Source organism: Salinivibrio sp. PR932, assembly GCF_001996125.1.
GTDB lineage: Bacteria > Pseudomonadota > Gammaproteobacteria > Enterobacterales > Vibrionaceae > Salinivibrio > Salinivibrio proteolyticus.
Genome location: NZ_MUFM01000034.1, coordinates 11,387 through 31,941, shown reverse-complemented (window position 1 = coordinate 31,941; position 20,555 = coordinate 11,387). Strand labels below are relative to the sequence as shown.

Sequence of the window (20,555 nt, the reverse complement as noted above, 5' to 3'; positions counted from 1 at the left end):
TTGTGCCTGAAAATTGGCGTGGCGGTTGCAATAAAAAAGGCCGCCGAGGCAGCCTTTTTCAGTCATTATGCCCAGCCGTCACGGCGACGTTTTTTACGTGGGATAAGGTGTGGCAGCACAAGGCCAAACAGTAAGCCGCCGCCAGCCACCATACCGCCGTAGGTAAACCAGCGCATCAGCAGGTCGTCTTTTTGGGTATCAATCTTGGCGCGCAGTGCACGAATTTCACTTTGTGCCTCAATCAACTTCTTATTGAGATCGCTGCTGTGTGCTTCCAGCTTGGAAATTTGTTCGTTGCGTTTTGCTAGCGATTCAACCAAGCCTTTTTGCTGTGCTTTGGCATCATCTTGGGCGCTTGCCAGCGCGGATTTAACCCTTTTCAGCTCCGCTTCTAGTGCAGGCAGTCGCTCTTTTAAGCCCGGTTGCGTGGTGACGTAATCACTTTTTACCCAGCCTTTACGGCCACGGCTATCAACCACTTGGGTATAACCAGCATCGCGGTCGCGGCTTAATACGGTGATTTTATCGCCCGCATCGACGCTACCAATAATGCGATATTGTGTACCTGGACCAGAATGCATGTAGGTAAACAATTCGTCGGAAATATAGTTTTCTGCCATTGCACGGGGGGCCACAAGTACAATCAGCAACATAAGAGCAGAATACAGGTGTTTCACGTCTGGGGTCCTTTGCGTTTTTTCAGTATGGGACACATCGCCTTTGTTGCGCATAGTGCCATAGGCCAAAAGGAAAGGGGAGCCATGCTCCCCTTTTTTTGACCGTGATTTGACATCACTCGCTCAGTTTACGCAAATGCAGCGGTCATCACATGGTAAAAGATCACAGCTAGCAAGGCGCCAGCCGGTAGCGTGATAAGCCAAGAGGCGACAATGTTACGCACTACGCCTAAATTGAGTGCGGCAATACCACGGGCAAAGCCGACGCCGAGCACCGCTCCCACCAAGGTTTGGGTGGTCGAGATAGGCAGGCCTGTTCCTGAAGCGACGACGACGGTACTTGCGGTCGCCAATTGTGCAGCAAAACCGCGGCTTGGGGTGAGTTCAGTAATGCCTGATCCCACGGTGGCCATCACGCGGTGTCCGAGTGTAGCCAAACCGACTACGATCCCGATGCCGCCCATAGGCAGAATCCACCAAGCGATATGGGTTTTCTCAGCCACTTCCCCTAGGTTTTGTACCGTGGCCACAATCGCAGACAGAGGACCAATCGCGTTAGCCACATCATTAGAACCATGAGCGAATGCCATTGCACAGGCGGTGACGACCATCAACAAGCTGAAAATACGTTCAACGCCTTGAAAGCCTTGATTCTCGTCGCCGCGATACTTACGGGAAATATAGTACACCCCATAGAACATAATCAGCGCAGAGAGCACGATAGACGCGCTAATGGCCTCAAAGGCGGAGAGGTGAAGACCAACGTGTTTGAGGCCTTTTTTAATGGTTACCATCGCGATGATAAACGCAGTGATAAACATATAAATGGGAACAAAGCGTTTGGCGTTTAGCACCGGATGATCGGTATCGAAGATAAGGCGTTGTGCACTGAGGAAGATGAGGTAGGCAAAGATGCCCGAGATAAGCGGTGTGATAATCCAACTGCCCACAATGCTTTGTACGGTGTGCCAATCCACCGCCTCAGAGCCGACAGACAGGCAGGCAAAGCCAATGATGGCACCAATAATAGAGTGGGTCGTCGAGACCGGCCAGCCCATGTATGAGGCAAGGAGTAACCAAGTGCCAGCCGCCAGCAGGGCTGACATCATACCAAACACCAACTCAAGCGGTTGATCCGCGTAGAGTGCGGTGTCAATTACCCCCTTTCGGATGGTGTCTGTTACCTCGCCGCCAGCAAGATAAGCGCCAGCAAATTCAAAAATCATGGCAACAATAATGGCTTGTTTCACGGTCAGCGCTTTAGAGCCGACCGACGTGCCCATTGCATTGGCGACGTCGTTGGCGCCGATACCAATTGCCATTAAAAAACCAAAAGCCGCGGCGACCATAATTAAAATGGTCCCGTGATTCATCAGGATTTCCATTGTAGTACCTTGTTATTACATCACTCGGTTAGGAACGGGAAAGCATCACCTCTAAGCGCGCGCCAACACGCTGCGCTTGATCGGCGATTTCACCGACCCACTCAAGGATTTTGTACAAGAACATGACGTCGACCGGGTTATATTCGTGTTCGACAGCCATCAATGCTTGGCGAAGTTGGATTTGCATGGAGTCGGTATCGTCTTCAATCACATCCAACTGATGAATCATTTCTGCCACCAAGGTCACTTCGCGGCCTTTGAACCCAGTTTCTAGTAACTCTTCCAGTTCATTGATCACACGGCGTGCTTGATCGGCTGCATCCAAACAACGCTGGACGTAGGCGATAAAGGCATCATTCATCGAGGGGGGCATACGGAGCTGACGGCCAATCACGCGGCCAGCGATATCCTTTGCCAAGTTTGCCAACTTATCCTGTTGGGTGAGCAGCTCCAGCATGTCTGTCCGATCAACAGGCATAAAGAGACCGCGGGGAAGTTTGAGTCGTATATTGCGTTTCAGTGTATCTGCGTCTTTCTCAATATCAGAAATTTGCTGACGCAGTTGGTTAGCCTGTTCCCAATCTTGACGCTCACAGGCGTTAAAAAAAGGAATGAGTAACGCACAGCAATCGTTCACACGATTAACATGGCGTTGTAAGGGTTTAATTGGGCTTTTTGCAAACAGCCCGACAATTGTATTTACTGGCATAGCCGTAATCTACCTGGTTGCCTCGTGCCCAAAGGGCAAAATGGAGGCCAAACGTTCAACGATGGTATATCGGAGCGGCGAATGGTAGCGCAGAACATTGGTTAAAGAAACAGCTTTTGTGATCTCACCCTCATTGCGCCTGATCAAGCCTGATAACTCCAGTACTTGCCGACAGGATCAATTGTTCATATCCTTGTCTGGCAATTGGCTATAGGTACCCGTATGGACACTGAGATAGAGCTCAAGTTTTTTGTCTCTTCTGACTTCTCTCACCGCATTCGCGATAAAATTGTCGGTGTAAAGCAGCTACAGCAGAGCCAGCGCGAGCTGGGAAACATCTACTTTGATACGCCAGATTTTAACCTACGCAAACACGATATCGGTTTGCGGGTGCGCCGCTTTGACGGCGTTTACATTCAAACGCTGAAAACGGCGGGCCGGGTGGTCGCAGGGCTACATCAACGCCCTGAGTACAACGCCGAGCTTAACGGACCTGAGCCGGACCTTTCTTTGATCCCGGTCGAAGCATGGCCCGATGGATTAGATATACAAGCGCTTGCGAGTCAACTTCAGCCGCTATTTTCGACTGATTTTGTGCGCCGTCAGTGGCTTTTGGCGACCGAAGACGGCAGCCAGATCGAACTGGCCTGTGATCAAGGCGAAGTGTCGACGGATGCGGGTGATAAAGACGTGATTTCTGAGGTTGAACTGGAGTTGATTTCTGGTCAAACCGATGCCTTGTTCTCACTGGCGCGTAACTTGGCTGATGAAGGCGGCGTGCGTCTTGGTAATTTAAGTAAGGCTGCGCGTGGCTATCGTTTAGCTACGGGCTATCAGGGCGATCCGGTCACGGCACTATCGATTGTGAAGTTACGTGATGACGACTCTCAAGAGAAAGCGCTGATCCGTATTTTGGAGCATGCGCTGAGCCATTGGCATTACCATGAGCAAATCTACATTGAGCGAGAATCGCTCGATGCGCTGCAAGAAATTCGCTACGCGGTATTACTGATCCGTCAAGCGCTTGCGTTGTTTGGTAGCGTGGTGCCTCGCCGTGCTAGCACCCTTTTGCGCCAAGAGCTGCAATGGTTTGAAGGCGAGCTAGCTTGGCTTGACCATGCCACTGCCATTGCACGTTTGTGCGAAGATAAGGGGCAATATTTACGCAAACTTAATGCCCGTAAATCCTTGGTTAAGGCACTGAAAGACAAGCACGAAACCTTGCCTGAGCGAGAAGACGTGGTTGCGCTACTCCATGCGTCACGTTACTGCAACTTGCTGTTGGATTTAAGTCGGTGGATTTTATCCAAAGGATGGCAGCCTTTCCTAGATGACAAAGCGGAAGAAAAGCTTGCCCAGCCTATCCAGCAATTTGCCGACAAAGCCTTGCCTGATTCTTGGCAAGAGCTGTTGGCGGTTTTTGATGAGACCAAAACCCTGACGCGGCACGACTATTTTGATCAGTATCCAAGACTGCAACGCAACTTGTTACTGGGTACCTGCCTCGCGTCTTTGTTTGATAAAAGCCGGCGTAAAGCGTTCCGCCTGCCTTGGCTGGATATGTTGCAAGGCATTGAAGAGCTGCGTTTACTCGAGCCTGTGCGTGAACTGGTGGCAGAGTTGGATGACGACGAAGATAAGAAGCAAGCAGAAAAATGGTTGGCGCGTAAAGAAGAGTCGTTATTACACGCGATGACGCAAAGTCGACAAACAGGCCTGACGCTTACCCCCTATTGGCAAGATTAAATGCCTTCTTATAAAAGCAGCTCAAGGAGCTGCTTTTTTTATACTGCGCGTGCGATCGCAAATTGAATAATGATCTTCTCCAAGCGGGAAGAAACGCAATCTACATCAAAACGCTAGGCTACTCGGTTAGTTATAACCGCGCGGTGAGGTATCAGGGGCATCTGTTGTGCTGATTAACTTATCATTATTGAATATGGATGTGGGCAATTATCACAAATAAGGTAAACAAGGGTTTAGTCATCGCCGGATTTACCGATATAACGAATTGTCGAGAATAATTATCGCCCGCCTCGTAGGGTCGCGAGTCAGCATTGATGTGGGCATGGAGTGTGCAGGATTATGGCGAAACATAGCTTCTATGCATGGGAAAAACCAGTAACCAATCTGCGTTTAGTTCCCAAGCTGGTTATTTTGATGATATTTAGCACCGTGTTGTTGGTGGGTAAGCAATTATGGGATGCACAAACATTCCGTCAATCTGTGGTGGATTTTACCCTCAAACAGACACAAGAATTGGCGCGCTCGGGCGCTGCCATGACCAAAGCATTGATGGCGCAGCCTGACGGTGAGCGGCTGATGCGAGAAGCGGTCGAGAGTATGAATGCCGAGTTTAACGAAGGTGCCTATTTGTACTTGGTGAATGATAAAAAGCGTCAGGTGTGGGCACATCCTTCAATGACCCAATTCGCTGAGCTACGCGTGCCAGATGATCACCAAGATAGCGACGTGGCTGACCTATTTCTCAATCAATCCAGCGCATTCAGCTATACGGTGTATGACGGTGCACGACATGGTTATGCGGTGCCTGTTGCCGACAGTGATTGGTGGATTGTTGCCTCTCAGCCAACGTCGGAAGCCCAGTCGTATTATCACGACTATATGATCCAAATAGCTTGGCAGACGGCACTGATGATTATCTCCTTTATGGTCATTTTGCTGGGTGGCTCCAATATTATGCTGCGGCAAATCAATTACCTCACCGATAGAATTCGAGCCTTGGCGCAGCGAGATTTAAGCGAGCCAATCGAAATGAACAGCCGTGATGAGTTTGGCGATCTGGCGCGTGAGCTCGAGACCTCTCGCCAACAACTGGTGGATGTGATTGATGCACAGCGTCAAGCCGCTGATGAGTTATCCTCGTTAGCAGAGATTATGACCATCAGTATGGCGGAGACAAAAGAATCTGCGCAGGAACAGTTTGCCGAAATCGATCAGCTTGCTTCAGCGATGAGTGAGATGAGTGCCACGGTGCAGAATGTGGCTGAACATACGCGTGAAGCCTCGAAAGCCACTGAAGCGTCGAATGAACAGGCGGCAAGTGGTCAGCGCTATGTGGGAACGACCATCAACACCATCAACGAGTTGTCTAGCGACATTAGTCAGTCCTCACAAGTGGTGAGCCAAGTTGAATCGCAAGTGGAAAAAATTGGCACTGTGGTTGTCACTATCCAAGGGATTTCTGAGCAGACCAATTTGCTGGCTCTCAATGCCGCAATAGAAGCGGCGCGTGCTGGGGATAGCGGACGTGGATTTGCGGTGGTTGCCGATGAAGTGCGTAAGTTGGCACAACATACCCAAGAGGCGACGGTGGAAATTCAGGATATGATCACCCAATTGCAGCAAAGTGCACAACAAGCAGTGAGCTTGATGGAGCGTAGTGTGAGTGAGGCTGATAGCAGTGTTGATTCGGTCAGCCAAGCGGGCGGGGAACTCGATCAAATCGTGGCGCAGATCCGTTCTCTCAATGATATGAATTTCCAAATTGCTTCGTCGTCTGAGCAACAAGCTTCGGTCGCGGGTGAAATGAACCAAAATCTCACCAACGTGAAAGAGCTGGTGCAAGCTTCTGTGACCGTGGTCACCGAGTTGCATGAAACTGCAGAAATGGTGGAGCAAAGTGCCCAATCGCTTAATGAAAAAATTGGCGCATTCAAGATTTAATCGACGCGTTTTTCACACTCTGGAACGGCCCGCTGCGCATGCGGGCCGTTTTTTGTTAATGTCAAAGCAGGATAGCGCAACAAGGAATCACCATGGCTTTGCCTGATATGCTCGCCTCAACCATCAATCATCATACCTCCCAGCTTGAAGCGCACTGCGCAGACGCATTGGCGCGCTGGCAAGATAGTGCCCGCGAGCAACTCGAGCGGGCGCTTGGATGCAGTGAATTTATTGCAGCTGCCTTATTACAGCAAGCCGGTTTATTGGACTGGTTATACCAACATCGTGATGATCCATGTCGCGCGAGTCAGTACTCATCCTTATTAGCCCAAGCACTTGAATCGGTTGACGATGAAGCCGCGTTCCATCGCGTGTTACGTCAGGTGCGCCAACAAGAGCTGGTGTGGATTGCTTGGCAAGATATCCAAGGTAATTGGTCAGTAGAACAAAGTTTGCAGCATCTATCGGCATTGGCTGAGGCGCAAATACTGGCCGCCTATCAATGGCTTTATGCGCATTGCATTCAGTCATGGGGCACGCCAATGAATGCGGAAGGCGAGGCGCAACCCATGTTGATCCTTGGTATGGGAAAACTGGGGGGCGGTGAGCTGAACTTTTCCTCAGACATCGATTTAATTTTTACCTATCCCGACAATGGCGAAACGCAAGGTGCGCGACGCAGTATTGCCAATGCGCAGTTTTTTACCCGATTAGGGCAACGCTTGATTAAAGCGCTCGACCAACCGACCGTGGATGGTTTTTGCTATCGGGTTGATATGCGTTTGCGCCCCTTTGGCGACAGTGGTCCTTTAGTGATGAGCTTTGCTGCGCTCGAAGATTACTATCAAGAACAAGGCCGAGATTGGGAGCGTTATGCGATGATCAAAGCGCGGGTGATGGGCAAAGAGCAATACGATTGCTATCAAAGCTTGCGTCAGATGTTGCGCCCGTTTGTCTTTCGTCGCTATATCGACTTTAGTGCCATTCAAGCACTGCGTCGTATGAAGCAGTTGATTCAGCGTGAGGTCCGTCGACGTGGTTTGACGGACAATATTAAATTAGGCGCCGGCGGTATTCGCGAAATTGAGTTTATTGCCCAATCTTTTCAGCTGATCCGCGGGGGCCGAGAGCCGAGTTTGCGTCAGCGGGGCTTGTTAGAGACCTTGGCGGCGCTGGATGAGCTGGCGTTATTACCCGCTAACGATGTGGCGCAGTTGAAGGCCGCGTACCTTTACTTGCGTCGGGTAGAAAACCTGCTGCAAGCGATTGACGATAAACAAACCCAAACGCTTCCTGAGACGGAGCTTGATCGAGCACGTCTGTGTGCGGCGTTAAATGAATCGGATTGGCCATCCTTGGTCGCTAAAATTCACCAGCATATGCATGCGGTCCATCAGGTGTTTTCTGGCTTGATTGGGGATGATGAGCAAGAAGGCGATGCCGACGTTGATAGCGAATATCATGACTTGTGGGCGATGGCGCGGGATCCCGATAATGCGAATTTGATCTTGGCCGATCTTGGCGTGCCGGAGACCAGCATCGCAGATCAATTGCTGAGCTTTAAGCAAGAGCTGGCAAAGCGGACCTTGGGCCCGAGAGGTCGGGATGTGCTAAACCGCCTTATGCCATTATTACTCAGTAAATTACTGGCGCAGCCTCATCCTGAACGCGTACTGCCGCATATTACTCACTTATTGGTCAATATTGCGACACGCACGACCTACCTTGAGCTTCTGGACGAACACCCTAGCGCCATTGACCAAGTCCTACGCTTATGTGCCGCGAGTCCCTTGGTCGCAGAAAAGCTTGCCCGTTACCCCATGCTGTTGGATGAGCTATTGGATTTAACCCATCTCTATCAACCGTTAGCGCCCGACGCGTATCGGAGTGAGCTTGGGGACTATCTGGCGCGGATCCCGGTTGAAGATATGGAACAGCAGATGGAAGCGGTGCGTCAATTCAAGCAAACCCAGTTACTGAAAATTGCCGCCGCTGATATTGCGGGGGTATTGCCAGTGATGCGAGTGAGTGACCACTTAACCTATTTAGCCGAAGCAATTGTGGAAGCGGTGGTCAATCAAGCGTGGTACCAAATGACCGAAAAATATGGTCAGCCTACGCATTTAACCGACCGTGAAGGGCGCGGCTTTGCCGTGGTCGGCTATGGCAAAGTTGGCGGTTGGGAATTAGGTTATAACTCCGATTTGGATGTGGTGTTTTTGCATGACTGTCCAAGCCATATAGAAACCGATGGCCGCAAGGTGATAGATGGCCGTCAGTTTTATTTACGACTGGCGCAACGGATTGTGCATCTTTTCTCAACCCGCACGGCATCTGGGGTGTTATATGAAATTGATACCCGTCTGCGTCCCTCGGGTACCTCAGGAATGTTAGTCAGTACCTTGGAAGCGTATGCGGATTACCAGCAAAATGAAGCGTGGACTTGGGAGCATCAGGCGCTCGTGCGTGCGCGCATGATCTATGGCGATCCGTCTTTAAGCCGAGCATTTTCTGAAGTTCGTCAGCGTATTCTTACCATCCCCAGAGACCCAGAGACACTACGTGAGCAGGTCTCGTCGATGCGAGAGAAAATGCGCCAGCATGCGCACCGACATGACCCAGCCGTGTTTGCGATTAAGCAAGATAAAGGTGGGATCACGGATATTGAGTTTCTGGCGCAGTATTTGGTGTTAAGCCATAGCCAGCAGTATCCGGCCTTAACGCGCTACAGCGATAATGCGCGTATTTTTGAACAAGCCGGAGAGACGGGTGTGATGCCAACATCACAAGCTTTGGCACTGAAAGAGGCGTATACTGGTATGCGTAATGCCCTTCATCGCAGCCACCTTGCTGGTGAATCAGGCGTGGTGCCTCAAAGCGAATTTGTGACGCAAAGAGAGGTGGTCGAACAGGCTTGGCATCAGTGGTTAGGTCAGCCATAGCCGCAAAAAGGGCCGCGCGAGCAGCCCTTTTTTAACTCAATACAACGAAGGCTCACCTTCGGGGCGTGTTTTAAAACGTCGGTGTAGCCACATGTATTGCTCAGGGGCGCGAAGAATTAAACGCTCAACCGCTTGGTTGGTAACCACGGCGGCTTCATGGGCGTCTTTAGGAAAGTGTTTGATTGGCGCCTCTATCTTAACGTGATACTGCCCATTGCGTCGTTGGCGTATCACGGAAAAAGGCACCACGGTTGCATGACCGGCAGTGGCGAGCAAGCTCGTCCCTGTGGTGGTACAGGCTTTTTCGACCGCAAAAAGCGGCGCAAAGGTTGAGCGGCGTCGGCCATAGTCATGGTCGGGGGCGTACCACATCCGGTGTCCCTCTTTGAGGTAGCGAATCATGGATTTGACGTCTTTTCGATCCACGCCAATGTTACGTTTCATTCGGCCACGAAACTGGAACCAGTCATAGACAGGGTTGGTATTGGGGCGGTAAACGCCAACGCCAGGTGTTTGGTCACTAAGGCCACGTGCACCGATTTCTAGATTGAGCGAGTGGACGGCGATCAGCAAAACCCCTTTACCTTGCTTTTCCAGATCAATCAGAGTGTCCAACCCTTCAATGGTGACATGCTTGTTGATTCGCCACTTAGGCCAAAACCACGCCATACCCGTTTCGAACAAGGCAAGGCCCGAATTCGCAAAATTTTCTTTGACCATCGCGGCACGCTCAGCGCGGGTCATTTCTGGGAAGCAGAGCGCAAGGTTACGATCGGCGATGCCAACGCGGCGTTTCATCAGCGTATACATGAGTCGACCCAGACCGCGGCCCAAATAAAACTGGACGCGATAAGGAAGCCAACTTGCCAGATACATGAATCCGACACCAAGCCAAGTGTGCCAATACCGAGGGTGAACAAACCCAATCCGAAAAGTGGGCGCTGAAAAATCGCTCATAGCGTTAATGACTCATGAAAACCAAAACCAGAAGGGGCCGAGAGGCTTGCGCTATTGTAGAGCAAAATTAAAAAGCTGTCCCGCCACAATCGTGCGCGAACCTGCCTCACTGTGACGGTATCGAAATGTTTTTGCGTGTTTTTTGTACGGCGAGCCATCTGACAATAGGTCATTTTTATTAGGGCTGTGCTACTATCGCCCAGTAACGACAGTATCGGAGATCCAGATGAAACTTAGCCTTCCTGACTACAGCCAAGCCCAAGTCTTGGTCGTGGGTGATGTGATGCTTGATCGCTATTGGTATGGCCCAACGGGGCGAATTTCGCCTGAGGCACCTGTACCTGTAGTGAAGATCAATCAAACAGAAGAGCGCCCCGGTGGCGCAGCTAACGTTGCCATGAACATCGCTGCGTTAGGGGGTCATACCCAACTCATTGGTTTGACAGGCAAGGATGAGCAAGCCGATGCGCTCACGCAGAAACTTCACTCGCTCAAGGTTGCGTGCGATTTTGTCGCGCTTGATTCCCACCCCACGATTACCAAACTGCGGGTGATGAGTCGCAACCAGCAGCTGATCCGTCTTGATTTTGAAGAGGGGTTTGAGGGCGTGGATGTGGCCCCTATGTTGGCAAAAGTCGAAGCGGCTTTACCGCAATGTCAGGCCATGATTTTGTCCGATTACGCAAAAGGTGCACTGTCGCAAGTCCAACCTTTGATTCAGGCGGCCAAGCAAGCCGGTGTGACCACCTTGGTGGATCCGAAAGGTACTGATTTTGAGCGCTATCGTGGTGCCAGCTTATTAACCCCAAATATGGCTGAGTTTGAAGCGGTTGCTGGACGGGTAGACAGTGATGAAGACTTGGTCGAAAAAGGCGTTGCGCTGATTGAAAAATATCAGTTGGGTGCATTATTGGTGACCCGCAGTGAACACGGTATGACGCTACTTCGCCCCGATGCCGCTCCACTGAATCTGCCGACACTGGCTAAAGAAGTTTATGATGTGACCGGGGCTGGCGATACTGTGATTTCGGTATTGGCGGCATCGTTGGCAGCGGGCAAGCCCATCGAAGAGGCCTGCGCACTGGCGAATGCGGCGGCTGGTGTAGTGGTCGGTAAACTCGGTACCTCTACCTTATCGACCATTGAGTTGACCGAAGCGATTCATGGCTCGCACGAGTCTGGGTTTGGTGTTACCACAGAAGCGCAGTTGATTGAGGCGGTGAAAGTCGCCAAAGGGCGCGGCGAAAAAGTGGTGATGACCAATGGCTGCTTTGACATTTTACATGCTGGCCATGTGGCGTACCTGAATGAAGCCGCCAAACTGGGAGATCGTCTGATTGTGGCGGTGAATACCGACGCATCGGTTCAAGCCTTGAAAGGGCCTGGACGTCCCGTCAACCCGACGGACCGACGTATGGCGGTATTGGCTGGCTTGGGGGCGGTCGACTGGGTGGTGCCCTTTAGTGAAGAAACACCTGCGCGCCTGATTGGTGCTGTCTTGCCAGATCTATTGGTCAAAGGCGGCGATTATCAGGTTGATGAGATAGCGGGTGCTGAGGCGGTGATGGATAACGGTGGCGAGGTGAAAGTGCTGAATTTTGAAGACGGCTGTTCCACCACCGAAATCATTGAGTCAATTCGTCGCGGTCAATAAAACCGAGCGAGTAACCGTCAATAAAAAAGGTGCCTGAGGGCACCTTTTTAGATCAAAGATAGCGGCTAAGGCTTAGCGCTTTTCAATCAAGCCTTTGTTGATTTCTAGCAAGTCTTGCTCGCTAAGTGTCCCCACGGCTTGACGCAACTGAAGGCGGCTCAAGATGTAGTCGTAACGCGCATTCGACAGGTTACGGTTGGCATCGTATAGACGGCGTGTGGCGTCGAGGACATCCACAATGGTACGTGTGCCCACTTCAAAGCCTGCTTCTGTCGCTTCTAGGGCTGAACGCGCAGAGATGACCGTTTGCTCATAGGCACGCAAGGCACCGATAGAAGCGTTAATGTCGTTATAGAAGGCGCGAACGTCCTTAACCGTTGAACGGAACGTGGCTTCCAAACTTTCCGAGGCCGCAACGAAGTTATACTGCGCTTTCTCAACGTTCGCTGAGGTGCTTCCCCCTGTAAACAGCGGCAAACTAAAGGTGAGTCCGGCACTGCCTTCGTTGGTATCGCTTGAATACGCATCACTGTGCTGATTATCGACATCTGTCATGCCGTATTTAGCGCTAAACGTTAAAGTCGGAAGGTGGCCAGACTCAGCTAGCTTGATTTGCTCTTTGGCCGTATCACGGGCAATACGGCTTGCCAACAGCTTCAAGTTTTTCTCTTCGGCAGTTTCAACCAACGCGGTTGGCTGCTGCTGAGGTTTACTCGCGCTAAAACGTGCGGTATCCAACACGCGCAAATCACGTGGCGCTTCACCAGTGATCTCACGCAAGCCTTCATAGCTATTGGTGAGGGCATTCTGGGCCAAGATTTCGTCGGCGAGTACTGCGTCATATTGCGCTTGTGCATCGTGTACGTCGGTAATCGCGGAGAGCCCGACTTCGAAACGTTGTTTGGTTTGCTCAAGCTGACGGCCAACCGCCGCTTTTTCTGCTTTGACAAATTCCAGCTTGTCCATGGCACGGAGTACATCAAAGTAGGCTTGTGCGACACGCAGCATCAAGCCTTGCTGTTGCGCGGCGTAAACTGCATCTAGCTGACGCGCTTGCATTTCGCTGATATCGAGGTTGATCCAGCTATCACGCTTAAAAATTTGTTGGCTTAGACTGATGTCTGCGCTGGTGGTGTTACTGTCACGCTGATCGTTGCTGTCATTGCGGGTGATCGAATAGCCAGCATTTAACCCAATTTGGGGTAGCAATGTACCGCGCGTTGCATCCACGGCTGAAAACGCAGCGTCACGTTCAGCAGCGGCTTGATTGAGTGTGGGATCACTTTGCTTCGCTTGTTGGTAAATTTGGGCGAGATCGTCGGCTAGAGCCACGGAGCTTAGGCTGCCGAGTGCCAAGCCTAATGCCAAAGGGAGCAATTTTTTCATAGGTAGAATCCCTGAATTTGAGCTGTTCAATAAGAATACGACAACTAGCTTACCGCAATTATGCTTGCGTGAAACTGACAATTTGTTAAGACACTGAGTGTAAACTATCCAGTTTGCGATTGGGACTTAAAAATAGTTGTAACTTTTATCAAAAAAGTTAAGTTTAAGGTTTGCAGCGCAACCGTGCCAATGATAAGACTGCACTGCCACCACAAATAGCAAGGAGCGAGTATGTCCAGCCATCCCCCCGGTCAGTTTGGCCGTGAAGACATTGTGATTGAAGATATCTCACCATGCTATCAAGGGTTTTTCTCGATTCAGCGCTATCAGTTTCGTCACCGACTGTTTAAAGGCGGTTGGAGTGGTACCGTGGTTCGCGAGTTGTTTGAGCGTGGTCATGCGGTGGCAGTGCTTCCCTATGACCCTGTGCGGGACGAAGTGGTTATGCTAGAACAAATTCGCGTCGGAGCGATGGCTGCTGGGGCTTCGCCATGGCAGCTTGAGATTGTTGCGGGCATGATAGATAAGCAAGAGTCTCCCGAGCAAGTGGCACATCGCGAGGCGCGGGAAGAAGCCGGCCTTTTATTGCAGCAGATGGAGCGAGTGACCCGCTATTTATCCAGCTCCGGCGGCTGCTCGGAACAATTAGAGGTCTTTGTGGCGATTGTCGATGCGTCTGAAGCGGCTGGCGTACACGGATTGGCAAGCGAAAATGAAGATATCTTGGTTCATCGATTCTCACGTCAACAGGCGTATCAAAAGGTGGTCGATGGCGAGATTGAAAACGCGGCATCCATCATTGCGCTGCAATGGTTGGAACTCAATGCTAGTCGGCTACGTCAAAGCTATAATGAACAAAACAATCAATAAACAGTAGGTGTGTGTGAAAACAGATTATCGAGTCGACTTGCCGGCGATGATGCGCCTGTATGAAACCAACTACGCCAAACTTGTCCGTTTAATGCCTAAACGCGACGAGGTCGGGCAAGTGTGTCGATACGATATTCAAGGGCAGGAATATGCGTTGGTTGTCCGTGAGTCAACCCGTTACACTACCTTACTGGACATTGCCCAGCTCGGCAAAGGCCAAGCCCCCGACTACTTACGCGCGAATTTAACCGTGCGCCTATACCATGATGCACGTGTTGCTGAAGTGTGTACCACGCAGCAGATTTCACGACTAAAACCGCGTTATGATTATCCGAATCCGCGCATGCATCAGCGCAATGAAAAACATCAGGTTAATGCATTTTTGTCTGATTGGCTGGCGCACTGTTTGCGCCGCGGCGTGACCGCCTCAGACTCCGTGTATAAATCATCGTTAAACTAAACCAGCAAAGGTATTTTCAACGTTGCAGCCTTGCCAGATTGAGAACGCGAACGGCGATTGTATTCGCCTTCTGCAAATCACCGACACGCACCTGTTCGCGGACGAACAGGGCAGTTTGCTGGGTGTTAATACACTGCATAGCTATCATGCGGTGCTTGATGCGATAAGCGCCACACAACGTACCTTTGACGCCATTATTGCGACCGGTGATTTATCTCAAGATCACTCAGCGTTATCTTATCGCCGCTTTGTAGATGGAATTCAGCGTTGGCAGCAACCCTGTTTTTGGCTGCCGGGAAACCATGATTTTCAACCCGAAATGCGTTCGGTGTTGCAATCTGGCTCGCTGTCGCATTGTTCACAAGTGTTGCTTGGCAAACACTGGCAAATGATATTACTCGACAGCCAAGTGTCGGGTGTGCCACATGGTGAATTATCTAGCGAACAGTTACGCCTGTTAGATCAGCACTTAAGTGAGTACCCACAGCGCCATGCGCTGGTATTATTGCATCATCATCCGCTAGAGGCCGGCAGCACTTGGCTCGATCAACACAAGTTGGTTAACCGCGAGCGGTTTTGGCAGATCATGGCGGCCCACCCACAGGCAAAAGCCGTGGTGTGTGGACACATTCACCAAGCGCTGAATGTTCGCCATCAAGGTGTACAAGTTATGGCATCGCCGTCAACCTGTATCCAATTTATGCCGGACTCGCATGATTTTGCATTGGATAATCAAAACCCCGGCTGGCGCTGGTTGGATTTGCACAGTGATGGACGGATTGAGAGCCAAGTCGAGCGTGTGACAGGGCAACAGTTCCGTCCTGATTTTGACTCCAGTGGATACTAACCCTATGGCCTCAGCACTGCTCTATCTCCATGGCTTTAATAGCTCTCCGCAGTCATTAAAAGCACGACAAATGCGGGCGTATTGTCAAACGATGCGCCCGGATATTCAGGTACTCGTCCCGCAACTGCCTAGCCACCCACAACCCACCGTGAATCTGTTGACTGAGTTGGTCGATACCTATGGTGCCACCCATCAGCTGGGGCTCGTTGGCAGTTCACTGGGGGGATTTCTCGCCACTTGGCTCAGTGAGCGCTATGATATACCTGCGGTGTTGGTCAATCCGGCGGTACGCCCGTATGAGTTATTGCAAGATTATATCGGCGAGCAGGTGAATCCTTACACCCATGAGCGCTATCAACTCGATGCTGACGATATTTTGGCGCTGCGCACGCTGGATGTGCCTACCTTGACGCACCCTTCGCAATTTTGGCTGCTGCAGCAAATGGGGGATGAAGTGCTCGACTATCGTCAAGCGGTTGAGAAATTTAGTGCCAGTCGACAAACGGTTGAGCCAGAGGGCGATCATAGCTTTGTTGGCTTTGAACGCTACTGCGCCGACATTATCCAGTTCCTTGGATTGTAGCCTCCTTTTATTGCCAACGTCTTAGGCAAACCTTGTCTCGCCTGAACACGGCGGCGTACGAGGCGGATGGCAGTTCACATAAACTCGCGGTAACAGGGGGCGGAGCTTGACAAGCTAGGCCCCCTTGCTGACCATGTCATCACATTTATTAAGCCAATCGATTATGACAGAGCAAAGTTATAACGCAGGATCGATAGAAGTCCTCAACGGGCTCGAGCCAGTGCGCCGACGCCCGGGTATGTACACAGATACCAGTCGCCCTAACCATTTAGGGCAAGAAGTGATCGATAACAGTGTCGACGAAGCCCTTGCTGGCCACGCGAGTAAAATCGATGTGATCCTTCATGCCGACCAATCATTAGAAGTGATTGATGATGGCCGTGGGATGCCTGTAGATATTCACCCAGAAGAAGGAGTGTCTGGGGTTGAGCTGATCCTCTGTAAGCTTCACGCTGGCGGCAAGTTCTCCAACAAAAGCTATCAATTTAGTGGTGGTTTGCACGGGGTCGGGATCTCTGTGGTTAACGCCTTGTCTCGTCGTGTTGAGATCACGGTCAAGCGCGATGGGCAAGTCTATGACATCGCCTTCGAAAACGGTGACAAAGTGCAAGACTTGACCGTGACTGGCACGTGCGGACGACGCAACCGTGGCACGCGGGTGCACTTTTGGCCGGATAGTCAATTTTTCGATTCCGGTAAGTTCTCGCTGTCACGCTTAAAAACCATATTAAAAGCCAAAGCTGTCCTTTGCCCGGGCTTAACCATCAATTTCACCGACAAAAATACCGATGAAACCATTAGCTGGTGCTACGAAGCGGGCCTAAAAGACTACCTTGCCGACAGTGTTAAGGGCTTTGAACTGTTGCCTGACACTCCCTTTGTCGGTGAGTTCAGTGGCAAGAACGAAGCGGTCGATTGGGCGGTGATTTGGTTACCGGAAGGTGGTGAATTAACCACTGAAAGCTATGTTAACTTAATTCCGACGCCGCAAGGTGGCACCCATGTCAATGGCTTGCGCCAAGGTATGCTAGAAGCGATGCGCGAGTTCTGCGAGTTCCGCAACCTATTGCCTCGTGGTGTGAAGCTCACCGCGGATGATATCTGGGAGCGCTGTGCATATGTCTTGTCAGTGAAAATCCAAGATCCGCAATTTGCCGGCCAAACGAAAGAGCGTTTGTCCTCACGTCAATGTGCAGCCTTTGTGTCTGGTGTGGTCAAAGATGCCTTTAGCTTGTGGCTGAATGAGCGTCCTCACTTGGCCGAGCGTTTGGCTGAGGTGTGCATTGCCAGCGCGCATCGCCGTATGCGCGCCGCGAAAAAGGTGGTACGGAAAAAAGTCGCCTCGGGACCAGCGTTGCCCGGTAAGCTGACAGACTGCGCGATGCAAGATTCCAGTCGCACCGAACTCTTTTTGGTGGAGGGTGACTCGGCAGGCGGCTCAGCGAAACAGGCCCGTGATCGTGAGTTTCAGGCGGTGATGCCGCTACGCGGTAAAATTCTTAATACGTGGGAAGTATCAGCTGACCAAGTCCTCGCTTCCCAAGAGGTGCATGATATTTCGGTGGCGCTAGGGATAGACCCTGACTCCGGTGATCTGTCCGGGCTGCGCTACGATAAAGTCTGCATTCTCGCCGATGCGGATTCTGATGGTCTACATATTGCGACGCTGTTATGTGCGTTGTTTGTGCAGCATTTCCGTGCCCTGGTCGAAGCAGGACATGTATATGTTGCGATGCCGCCTTTGTACCGTATTGATTGCGGAAAAGAAGTCTTTTACGCCCTCGATGAAGACGAGAAAGCAGGCATCCTTGAGCGATTAAGTAATAAACGCGGAAAAATCAACGTACAGCGCTTTAAAGGGCTGGGGGAAATGAACCCTCTGCAACTGCGTGAAACCACGATGGATCCAAATACACGCCGTTTGGTGCAACTGACGATTGATGATCCTGAGCAAACCCAATTAATGATGGACATGCTGCTAGGTAAAAAACGGGCAGAAGATCGTCGTAACTGGTTGCAGCAAAAAGGCGACATGGCCGAGCTGACCGAGATTTAAACAAATATAACGGGATACTATCAGCATGACAGAGGTGACTTATGATGGCGTCGAGCAGCTTGCCTTGCGCAAGTTTACAGAGGATGCTTACCTCAACTACTCGATGTACGTCATCATGGACCGTGCGCTGCCGTTTATCGGTGACGGATTAAAACCGGTACAGCGCCGAATTATTTATGCAATGTCTGAGCTGGGGCTGTCTGCCTCCGCCAAATATAAAAAATCAGCGCGTACCGTTGGCGACGTGCTCGGTAAGTATCACCCTCATGGTGATTCTGCCTGCTACGAAGCCATGGTATTGATGGCGCAACCTTTCTCTTATCGTTATCCGCTGGTGGATGGTCAAGGTAACTGGGGGGCGCCGGACGATCCCAAATCGTTCGCGGCGATGCGTTATACCGAATCACGCCTGTCGCGCTTCTCGGAAGTCCTCTTACAAGAGCTGGGACAAGGAACTGTGGATTGGGTGCCAAACTTTGATGGCACCATGAAAGAGCCGAAAACCTTACCTGCGCGCCTTCCTCATATTCTCCTCAATGGGGTGACCGGGATTGCGGTTGGTATGGCCACCGATATTCCCCCGCATAATGCGCGCGAACTTGCTAACGCGCTGGCGGCGATGATTGATAAACCCAGTATCGATCTGGATGGCCTGATGGAATACGTCAAAGGGCCGGATTATCCGACTGAAGCAGAAGTCATTACACCTCATCACGAGCTGAAAAAGCTCTATACCAGTGGTCGTGGCAGCATCAAGATGCGAGCTCGTTGGCACAAAGAAAGCGGCGACATTGTGATCACAGCACTGCCGCATCAAGTCTCTGGCGCCAAGTTACTCGAGCAAATCGCCAACCAAATGCGGGCGAAAAAACTGCCGATGGTCGATGACTTGCGTGATGAGTCTGACCACGAAAACCCGACACGTATCGTGGTGGTGCCGCGCTCTAACCGAGTTGATAGTGATCAGTTGATGAATCACTTATTCGCGTCAACGGATCTTGAGAAAAACTATCGCGTTAACCTCAATATGATCGGCCTCGATGCACGCCCGCAAGTAAAAGGGCTGCAAATGATCCTGTCGGAGTGGTTGACGTTCCGTCGGGATACGGTGCGTCGTCGCTTGGAGTATCGTCTCGAGAAGGTGTTGGCGCGTTTGCACATTCTTGAGGGCTTATTGGTCGCGTACCTCAATATTGATGAGGTGATTGAAATCATCCGCAGTGAGGATGATCCAAAGGCAGAACTGATCAAGCGCTTTGGGCTTAGTGAGAAGCAAGCGGAAGCGATTCTAGAGATCAAACTGCGTCAATTGGCCAAACTCGAAGAGATCAAAATCCGTGGTGAGCAAGATGAGCTCAGCAAAGAGCGGGACAAGTTGCAAACCCTGTTAGGCTCAGAGCGTCGGTTGAATACCTTGATCAAAAAAGAGATCCTCGCCGATGCTGAAAAGTACGGTGATGATCGACGCTCGCCGTTGGTGGAACGTGAAGAAGCCAAAGCCATGACGGAGCGTGATTTGATCCCCAGTGAGCCGATCACCGTGGTGCTGTCGGAAAAAGGTTGGATCCGTCATGCCAAGGGGCACGATGTTGATGCGGCTGGGCTGAACTATAAAGCGGGAGACAAGTTTCTCGATGCGGCGCCGGGCAAGAGCAATCAACCCGCGGTGTTCTTGGGGTCAGACGGACGTAGCTATGCCATTGAATCGCACACCTTGCCGTCGGCGCGCAGTCAGGGTGAACCGATCACGGGCCGTATCAATATCACTCCAGGCTCGTCGATTCGTCATGTGATGATGGCGGATGAAAGCCAACTGACGTTACTTGCCTCGGATGCAGGCTATGGCTTTGTGTGTAAACAGGCAGACATGCTGTCGAAAAACCGTAGTGGTAAAGCGCTATTAACTGTGCCTGAGCACGCCGAAGTGATGCCGCCTCGCCGTATTCACGACTTAGAAACGGATCAGATCTTGGCCATTTCCAATGAGGGGCGGATGTTGGTATTCCCTATCCATGATTTGCCACAGTTGGGCAAAGGTAAAGGAAACAAGATTATCAATATCCCTGGTGCGCGCGCCAAATCACGTGATGAGGTGCTCAGTCAGTTACATGTCTTACCGCAAGGAGCAGGGGTGACCCTGCATGCAGGCAAGCGTAAGTTGACCCTAAAAGCCGCTGACCTCGACAACTTCCGTGGTGAACGGGGTCGTCGTGGCAGCATGCTGCCAAGAGGCCTGCAACGGGTCTCCGCGGTAGAAATCCTTATTGACGAGCAAGACAGCTAGTCCAATGAACGCACCTTCTTTGGAAGGTGCGTTTTTTCACTAGGTGCATTTTTGTTCC

General features: G+C 51.2%; 15 protein-coding genes. 10 read left to right on the top strand and 5 right to left on the bottom strand.

Annotated elements, in window-relative coordinates; all coding sequences use genetic code 11:
* Positions 1–65: 65 nt before the first annotated feature.
* The 3 genes from BZG84_RS13785 to BZG84_RS13775 form a co-directional block, all read right to left on the bottom strand.
* The gene (locus BZG84_RS13785) at positions 66–677 is read right to left on the bottom strand and encodes a TIGR04211 family SH3 domain-containing protein (protein WP_069590822.1); all 612 of its coding nucleotides are present in this window, start codon (positions 675–677) and stop codon (positions 66–68) included.
* A gap of 128 nt (positions 678–805) precedes the next feature.
* Positions 806–2,062 carry an inorganic phosphate transporter gene (locus tag BZG84_RS13780; RefSeq protein WP_077479495.1) on the bottom strand — a complete coding sequence of 419 codons (1,257 nt, stop codon included), beginning with the start codon at positions 2,060–2,062 and terminating at the stop codon, positions 806–808.
* Positions 2,063–2,090: 28 nt separating this feature from the next.
* Entirely contained in the window at positions 2,091–2,771 is a 681-nt protein-coding gene (locus BZG84_RS13775) for a TIGR00153 family protein (protein WP_069590816.1), read from the bottom strand.
* A gap of 222 nt (positions 2,772–2,993) precedes the next feature.
* Between BZG84_RS13775 and BZG84_RS13770 the strand changes: the two genes are divergently transcribed.
* The 3 genes from BZG84_RS13770 (at position 2,994) to glnE (ending at position 9,400) form a co-directional block, all read left to right on the top strand.
* Complete coding sequence (locus BZG84_RS13770) at positions 2,994–4,517, top strand: CYTH and CHAD domain-containing protein (RefSeq protein ID WP_077678337.1); 1,524 nt, start codon at positions 2,994–2,996, stop codon at positions 4,515–4,517.
* Between the two features lie 339 nt (positions 4,518–4,856).
* A complete protein-coding gene (locus BZG84_RS13765) occupies positions 4,857–6,458 on the top strand; it encodes a methyl-accepting chemotaxis protein (RefSeq protein ID WP_077678336.1) in 1,602 nt (533 codons plus the stop codon).
* Between the two features lie 92 nt (positions 6,459–6,550).
* Positions 6,551–9,400, top strand: a complete 2,850-nt coding sequence (glnE, locus tag BZG84_RS13760; protein WP_077678335.1) for a bifunctional [glutamate--ammonia ligase]-adenylyl-L-tyrosine phosphorylase/[glutamate--ammonia-ligase] adenylyltransferase — start codon at positions 6,551–6,553, stop codon at positions 9,398–9,400.
* Between the two features lie 36 nt (positions 9,401–9,436).
* Here the strand turns inward: glnE and lpxL are convergent, their stop codons facing one another.
* On the bottom strand, positions 9,437–10,357 hold the full coding sequence (lpxL, locus tag BZG84_RS13755) for an LpxL/LpxP family Kdo(2)-lipid IV(A) lauroyl/palmitoleoyl acyltransferase (protein ID WP_077641171.1): 921 nt from the start codon (positions 10,355–10,357) through the stop codon (positions 9,437–9,439).
* A gap of 226 nt (positions 10,358–10,583) precedes the next feature.
* On the opposite strand from lpxL, the gene hldE reads away from it, so the two are divergent.
* Positions 10,584–12,011 (top strand): bifunctional D-glycero-beta-D-manno-heptose-7-phosphate kinase/D-glycero-beta-D-manno-heptose 1-phosphate adenylyltransferase HldE, encoded by a 1,428-nt coding sequence (gene hldE / locus BZG84_RS13750; RefSeq protein WP_077662764.1) that lies wholly within the window; start codon positions 10,584–10,586, stop codon positions 12,009–12,011.
* Positions 12,012–12,083: 72 nt separating this feature from the next.
* Here the strand turns inward: hldE and tolC are convergent, their stop codons facing one another.
* On the bottom strand, positions 12,084–13,397 hold the full coding sequence (tolC, locus tag BZG84_RS13745; protein WP_077678334.1) for an outer membrane channel protein TolC: 1,314 nt from the start codon (positions 13,395–13,397) through the stop codon (positions 12,084–12,086).
* 231 nt (positions 13,398–13,628) lie between these two features.
* Here tolC and nudF point away from each other — a divergent pair, with 231 nt between their 5' ends.
* The 6 genes from nudF (at position 13,629) to parC (ending at position 20,497) form a co-directional block, all read left to right on the top strand.
* The gene (gene nudF, locus BZG84_RS13740) at positions 13,629–14,267 is read left to right on the top strand and encodes an ADP-ribose diphosphatase (RefSeq protein WP_077678333.1); all 639 of its coding nucleotides are present in this window, start codon (positions 13,629–13,631) and stop codon (positions 14,265–14,267) included.
* 13 nt (positions 14,268–14,280) lie between these two features.
* On the top strand, positions 14,281–14,727 hold the full coding sequence (locus tag BZG84_RS13735; RefSeq protein ID WP_108742936.1) for a DUF1249 family protein: 447 nt from the start codon (positions 14,281–14,283) through the stop codon (positions 14,725–14,727).
* A gap of 22 nt (positions 14,728–14,749) precedes the next feature.
* Complete coding sequence (gene cpdA, locus BZG84_RS13730; RefSeq protein WP_077678332.1) at positions 14,750–15,574, top strand: 3',5'-cyclic-AMP phosphodiesterase; 825 nt, start codon at positions 14,750–14,752, stop codon at positions 15,572–15,574.
* 4 nt (positions 15,575–15,578) lie between these two features.
* Complete coding sequence (gene yqiA / locus BZG84_RS13725; RefSeq protein ID WP_077479486.1) at positions 15,579–16,157, top strand: esterase YqiA; 579 nt, start codon at positions 15,579–15,581, stop codon at positions 16,155–16,157.
* Between the two features lie 163 nt (positions 16,158–16,320).
* Positions 16,321–18,213: a DNA topoisomerase IV subunit B gene (gene parE / locus BZG84_RS13720; protein ID WP_077479512.1), complete on the top strand. Its 1,893-nt coding sequence runs from the start codon at positions 16,321–16,323 to the stop codon at positions 18,211–18,213.
* A gap of 25 nt (positions 18,214–18,238) precedes the next feature.
* Positions 18,239–20,497, top strand: a complete 2,259-nt coding sequence (gene parC, locus BZG84_RS13715) for a DNA topoisomerase IV subunit A (RefSeq protein ID WP_069589249.1) — start codon at positions 18,239–18,241, stop codon at positions 20,495–20,497.
* The last annotated feature ends 58 nt before the right edge of the window (positions 20,498–20,555 follow it).